Origin of the sequence: Peribacillus sp. CSMR9 (assembly GCF_033141925.1) — a bacterium.
Lineage (GTDB): Bacteria > Bacillota > Bacilli > Bacillales > DSM-1321 > Peribacillus > Peribacillus simplex_A.
The window spans coordinates 1-6,817 of record NZ_JAOPHO010000114.1 but is presented as its reverse complement, the minus strand read 5'-3'; the positions used below and the strand labels follow the sequence as shown (position 1 = coordinate 6,817).

Annotated in this window: 4 protein-coding genes; 1 reads left to right on the top strand and 3 read right to left on the bottom strand. The window is 39.5% G+C overall.

The window, feature by feature from the left end:
* Positions 1-451 precede the first annotated feature (451 nt).
* The 3 genes from N9I19_RS23545 to N9I19_RS23535 form a co-directional block, all read right to left on the bottom strand.
* Positions 452-871 (bottom strand): hypothetical protein, encoded by a 420-nt coding sequence (locus tag N9I19_RS23545; protein ID WP_317779164.1) that lies wholly within the window; start codon positions 869-871, stop codon positions 452-454.
* A 9-nt stretch (positions 872-880) separates the two neighbouring features.
* Positions 881-2,023: a ParM/StbA family protein gene (locus N9I19_RS23540; RefSeq protein WP_317779163.1), complete on the bottom strand. Its 1,143-nt coding sequence runs from the start codon at positions 2,021-2,023 to the stop codon at positions 881-883.
* A 161-nt stretch (positions 2,024-2,184) separates the two neighbouring features.
* A complete protein-coding gene (locus N9I19_RS23535; protein ID WP_317779162.1) occupies positions 2,185-4,044 on the bottom strand; it encodes a helix-turn-helix domain-containing protein in 1,860 nt (619 codons plus the stop codon).
* A gap of 1,054 nt (positions 4,045-5,098) precedes the next feature.
* Here N9I19_RS23535 and N9I19_RS23530 point away from each other — a divergent pair.
* Positions 5,099-6,649, top strand: coding sequence for a primase C-terminal domain-containing protein (locus N9I19_RS23530; RefSeq protein WP_317779161.1), 1,551 nt, complete (start codon positions 5,099-5,101; stop codon positions 6,647-6,649).
* Positions 6,650-6,817: the final 168 nt, after the last annotated feature.

The window sequence follows — 6,817 nt, the reverse complement described above, 5'->3', positions numbered from 1 at the left end:
ATGGTTTAAATGTAGCCTTTAAATTTAAGCCTATATGTGGAACATAAAACACAAATGGACCACAGGAATAATAATATTATATAAGACTAGTAATGAATATCAAAATAAAAAAGAATTATTAGATGGCCAACTTTGATTTATTATTTTTATTTGATCTTATTTAAGGAGAAAGTTAAAGCCAGTTATGGAGCAAGGGTAGATTGATCCTTTAAAATTTATAGACTATGTATAGCTTACAGAACACAAATGGTCTATATAAAGTGATTCGTTTGGTACAATTTTGGGGGAGGGGTAACATTCCAACCGATTGAGTAACCAAATATATGCAGAATACAGGTTTTTTGTGCTCTATATAGCATTCTATATGTATTTGACTTTCTATAAGTAATGTCCTTTCTCAGATTTTGACTGATTTTGTCTATAATAGGAAAAACCCCATCAAAGGATAGGGTTAGTCGTCGTCGTCAAAATCTAAGAATGTATTTTGTGCAAATTTTTGAATGGCTGCATTTGCTTTAAATGCGGTTTTTTCTTCTTGCTTAATTTCAAGAGTCTGATTAAATTCAAAGGCTTTAGTAGGCTTGGTCACTACCTGATAAAGAAGTTGACCAATCAATGCCCTTGTATTAGGGTGGTTCATCCATTCCTTTTGTTCAGCTGTCAAACCTTCGGGTAGACTAATGGTGATTTGATCACTATCTGTATTCCCCAAGGCTTTTTGCGAAACCGCCTTAACAAAGATCGGAGCTATTTCACTACTGAATTTCCTGCCTAATTCCTTTTTCCTGCTTATTAAATACTCACTGACATGTAAAGGGGTGTCAGAGGGTAAGCGAAAAGAGATGGTTTTTCCAGGCTCAAATTGTTCCATGGATTTATATCACTCTTTTGTAGCTGCCACGTTTTGTGTAGATATCCCTTTACTTTGTAAATACATAAGCAAAATTTTAAAATAGGCTCGTGTAATCATCCATACGCTGTCATCTTCCGAAACGAAACGGAGAGGGTAGTCTTTGTCGGCTTGATTCAGTGCATTCAAGTAAGGTTTTAACACCAAGGATCCGCCCCCAATTTGATATGCCAGTCTTATGTCCGGAACATTCCGCCACATATCTTTGATCAATTTATATTCTTCTTTGGCTAAAACGGATAATTCTTCATCAATGATATCTTTTATGGAGACTCTATTCCCATTAACCCAGATATGATATTGTTCATCAGGATGTTCATTTGTGATGATTTCTACGAGTGTGCGTCTACTTTTAATGGTGTATTTGTATTTGGAATACACTTTCTTGATAATATTATCCAAATAGGTGGATACACCTCTTTTTATTCCATTGCTGTATTCATTATCCACTTCAGCTTCATCGGTTATGATGGCTGAGTCCGTTGATAAGCCCCCAATATCGTTGATGAGGATTGTTTTTCCTATGAGTTCTTCGTTTTTGGTAGAACCGTCATTATTTGTTGTCAAATCCACAAATGCTGCGAATCCTTCCGTATTCACAAGGATTTGCTCGAATTTAATCCGAACAATTTTACCTTCTAGGGAAGGGGTTTTTAAGAATTCCACTTCATGTTGGGAGTTTTTCAATTTTTTTCGGAAGTCTTTGGCTTTTCCTTGTTTAGTTTCATCCAGGGGCAATCCTGTTGATAAGTAATAAGTGGCTTCAATCACACCATCTTCTTCAGGAAATTGTCCCACAGCATCATAAGCAAGGGTTGTCAATAGCATGATGACAGGCTGGTCACTCTCGGATTTATCTTGATCTGGCGTTAATTCGTCATTATTTGGGTACTTGGATGCTAACTTTCCGACTGCAAAACTTCCGTTTTTATTTTTTAAGGCGGATGAAGTAATCTCCACATGTAATCCATTCAATATGTTTTTTTCCATCTCCACAATTTCCCGGTCTTGCACTTCTGCAATGACGTTCGGTATGTATACACGATTTTCAATACTTCCTAAGAATCCTTTAACCGCATCATTACCAACATCAACTGATACAAATCTAGCCATTTTTATTAGATTCCTCCTCGACTTCATTTATTTTCATTAAAATCTAATTTAATTGTATGCTTTTTGTATGCAACTGTCAATTTTGAATGCAAAATGCATGCAAGTGAAAATTCCCCGTTCCGATGTAGGAAGTAAACAAGAAGACAAAACTCTAACGATCATCAATTAGAGTTTTGTCTTTTAGATTTTCCTTTTATCCAATTGAGCATTTTTTCATCGTTCTTGTTGTTTTGACGCTTATTTTCTTTTCTGAGGTATCGCGAAAGGGTAGAGTGGGAAATGCCAATTTCCTCTGCCGTCTGTCGGATACTCATATTTTGGGAATCCATCATCTCTCTCATCGTCTCAGGAGAAAGAGGCAAGTCCTTTTCCGGTCCAAAATGAAATACCTGCTGCTCTGTTTTCGGAAGGCTACTGGTGATCACGGATGTCACTTTGGATGGAACCTCAATGGAGTCTTCTATTTCAAGTGTTGGAGCCAATTCATTTAGTAAAAAGTCCTGGGAGAAAAAAAGGTCTTCTGAAACCGAACTTTCGTGACTTATCTGATTCATCCGTTCAATAATTTCCTCACTCACCAAGCGGTTTGAATTTATCATCATTTTTTTCTGGTTCTCTTTAACGATAATGTCTGTTGGTAGAATGAGTACATTTAACTTGGTCCAATACCCTTGGAACCATCCCTTTTTTCCAACTTGTTCCTCATCGATCTCCTCGGTGTAGCTCCAGCTACTGATCACGCTGTCCTTTTGCAATTCATCCAAAACGTTTTCAAACTTATCTCTTTTTTGCACCCCGTTATATCGACTGGATATGTCCATTGTTTTCAACAGGGTAGAGACCTTAAACGGTTGATGCAAGGACCTTCTAATGGTCCTGATTTTCCACTGTAGATTTAGGTAGCGGGTCAATCGCTTGTGTTCGCGCTGTGTGTAGTGGCTATACTGAAACACTTTTAAATCCAACAAGCCTAGTGTGCGATTGGGTCCATCTAAGTAAGGGGTAAGAACAGGGGATGGCTTTACCTGTACGGCATATATCCCTTTTGCTTCGCCAGTCTTTTTATCATAAGCAACACGGATTTTTCCGATTTCGAACATTCTCTGGAAATCCTTGAATTCATAAAGTTCATTGTCCTGGATATCCTGGGTGTTGATCACCTTTACCTGTTGATTGCCCAGAGAGATCCAGATGCTTGAAAGGGCTGCAACCCGTTTCATGATATTGAAGCGATCTTCCTCACGGAAGTCCAGTTCCCGTCCTTGTGCTGTCCGTTTCTTCAGGTTTCTAAGCTGTAAGGCATCATTGCTATGAAACTCAATATACCCGTCAACGGACTTGGGCGAGACCATCCATAAATATGTAATTAAGTCAAAGAGGTCGGCGGTCATTTCATCCAATGAATTTATAGTAGATTCTATCAGTTCAAGCCACATTTCCTGTTGATCGGAGGCTAGCTCAGCTTTCTGTGATTCTGGGGGCCTTATTTCAGCTAATCCTCTAACATGTCCACGATTGTCTATAATCTCGGTTGCCAAGAGACCAGCCTCTCCTTTTTTAAAGTCCTTTTTCTTTGTCACGATGTCTCTCATTAAATGATAATCAATATCCATGCTTGAATAGATATAGTGGCGGCTCAAGGCCTCGCTTATTTTCTCTTCGTTCGCACTGCGTTTTATCTCATCCATAGGGAATTCGTGTATGAAATGGCCGGCCAATATGACCTTGATTGTATCCTGATAACTGTCCACTGCCTTTTTTATCATTTCTTTTGTTATAAGTTTTTCGAAGTATAACGTTTGAGTGAACAAGGAAAATAAGGCCCGAAAGCTTGGTCCCATAGAAAAGCCCGGAACCTGATTTTTTACCTCTTCCTCCGTCATACAATAGGCTTCCTGTTTCCATTTATCCAAAATATAAGGACGATCTTCAAACAAAATCTTGGTTTCTTCGAAAATAGAAATTTTCAGGAACTCATAGTTCAAAATCATACGATCATGTATATCCTGATACCTCAACAACAACCCCATCCTCTCTATTGCAGGGAATCCTTGGGTGGAAAGATTAGAATCTTTTTATCTAAAATGCACCACTTTTTTATCATTATAACAAGAGTGGACCACATTTCGAAGAGTAAATGCACCATTTACTACACAGGTTTCGAAATAATGGTGCATATGCACCAGTTCCAGTCTAATTCTCATCACACTTCTATTAATAAGGAATTCCCACTATCTGAACGCTTTAAGGAGAAAGGAGGGGTAGTCAGCCTCTTCACTATTAGCACTGTTTGATTTTTTAAATGAACTCTAGCATTCAAGAAATGCACCATTATTCTAGCTTGTGAGCGGAACTTGTGTACCATTTACTGATGAAATGCACCACATATACCCTATATGTGTACCATTTTTTAGTGATCATGGATTCTTAGAAAAATTCCAATTTGAAATCCTTTTGGGGAATTGAGTAAAATATGCACCAATACACTGAATTTGAGCGGACCCTGTGTACTATCATATGAAAAAAATGCACCAAACTTATTTTTTTGGAGACGAAGTGAGCGGAACCTGTGTAGGAGGGACAAACGTTGGCGAAACAACCATTCAACACCTATTTATTTTTCTCAATCATAAAATTGCACTCAGCTTTTGATGAAAAATTGAAAAGTTGAGCGGAATCTGTTTACCAAAAGTGCACCACAAGCCCAAAAAGTTGAGCGGAACCTGTTTGGCATTATATTTGGTTCAACGTTAACAAAGCTTATTATGACAGGCTTTTTCAGGAACCCATTCAATTTCACACATGTGCAAAAATGGTCCATTATTGGCCTTTTTGGTGCAAAAAGCGAGCGGAACCTGCATAATAAAAAAATTTGATGTTTTTTTCAATCCCTTGGGGCTCTAAGCCTCAGGATCTTTTTTATTTTTGGTGCATTTCCCTTAGAGAGCACCCTTTTTCAAAAGTCGAGTTCGATATACTTTATTCAACAAAAAGTTCCATCTAAGAAGTGGAAATCGGTCCAATTTCTTTAACTTTAGTTGTTTGTATTCAAGTATTAGAAGGAAGGTGCGAATCATGGGAACTCCATTGGCAGAAAATCATAAAAGAGGTCTTCATTCAATCGTCGAAATCATACAATTTATGACCCATGATGGCTTGCTTCTATACAAAAAAAAGGGTACGCGCCAACCAATAAACAGGGTGGTGGCATACGAGAAGACCATGGGCGAAACCAAGAATCGTAAAGGCGTGGTCTTTGTATCGCCGTCCAAGGCAGAACTCGTGGAGGGAAAAGGCTTTGTCGTGACCTCTTACGAAACGCTTCAGGAAAAGTATCAAAACCTCTCACACTGGACACCCAATACCTACCGAGGTGGTACATACTATGATTTCAAAAACCGTATCATCAAGGGGCATCAGCGTGAAAACCTTAAACAAATCCATGTCATAGGACTTGATATAGATTCGAAGGAAGTGGATCTGTACGCCCTTTATCTTGGATGTGAGGAACTGGGATTGCCAAGGCCAAATCTCCTGCTGGAAACGCCAAGGGGATTCCAGGTCTTCTTTGTCCTGGAAACTCCCTTCCACATAAACAAAAAACACGATTACAAGGCTTTAAGAGTTGCCGAGCGCCTGTCGGAAAATATTCGAAAAGCGCTTAAGAAATATGTACCGGTCGATACCGGATGTATCCCTTTCGGCTTCTACCGCATCCCAAGAGAAGACAATGTACTGGATTTCTATGACCAGCCTGCCAATACGGGCCAATTGCTTACCTGGTCCAAACAGTATGAAGAGCAGGAGAATAGGAACTTCCTGCGTGTGGTCTACAACAAGAATGCAAATGCAATAGATCAGACCTCTTCCGACTGGTATCGTGCGCTTATTCGAGCTACACACATCGAGGAGGGGCATTACGGATCCAGCCGCAATAATGCGCTAATGACACTTGCACTTGCCAATTATGCAAGTGATAAGACAATCGAAGAAGCTTATAATGAACTTGATCAATTCAACAGTAACCTGGAACAGCCCCTTAAAAAAAGAGAATTCGAACGAATCCTGAAGAGTGCTTATTCAGGAAAATATAAAGGCGTAAAGCGTTCATATGTGGAAGACTTACTCGAGCTTTGGACAGATGGAAAAGCAAAATTCAAGGGTAGGGAAGGGTGGTATAAATTCAAAAAGCCTCGGGAAGAACGAGTGCGTTCCCATTATAAGGAGTGGGAAGAGGATATCGTAGCCTATCTGGATACCCATACAAGCCCTGAAACGCCGTTTTTGGAGGCTTCTTTGAAAAGCCTTGCTGATATCTTTGGAATGCCCCTCTCCACGCTTAAAGAGGTCTGCAAGCAATCTAGTAAACTCAAAAAGTTTACGAAAGGCCGCGGACGCGGGGCAGTCACTAAAATAGCCAGCCGTTCCATGCTTTTCAGGAGCTTGTTGCTGTTACGTAGGAATCACATTCGCCAAACCCAGCTGACGTTTGCCGAATTGCTGCCCCATCCGAATCAATTTACTGCCGACCTTCCAATACCCACATTGGAAGCCGAATTGTTGAGGTATGAAGTGGACATAATGTATAGTTCCGGAGCTTCTCCACCGGATAAGATGACTTCTTGAAAATAAAAAGCCAGTCTGCCAATACATATCTATAGTATCCTTCTTGTAGTGTCTTAAGAATTTAGTGTTCCTTTTTCTACTTAGTATTTTAGGGGGCCGGGGGAGATTTATATTTGGTGCCTGGGGGAAGTGCAACTGGCATTTAAGGTTTTTTCTATCTCATGGTTG

Excerpts from the sequence above, each read along its gene's own strand:
- N9I19_RS23540 (WP_317779163.1), bottom strand. The coding sequence starts at position 2,023 with ATGGCTAGATTTGTATCAGTTGATGTTGGTAATGATGCGGTTAAAGGA.
- N9I19_RS23545 (WP_317779164.1), bottom strand. The coding sequence starts at position 871 with ATGGAACAATTTGAGCCTGGAAAAACCATCTCTTTTCGCTTACCCTCT.
- N9I19_RS23530 (WP_317779161.1), top strand. The coding sequence starts at position 5,099 with ATGGGAACTCCATTGGCAGAAAATCATAAAAGAGGTCTTCATTCAATC.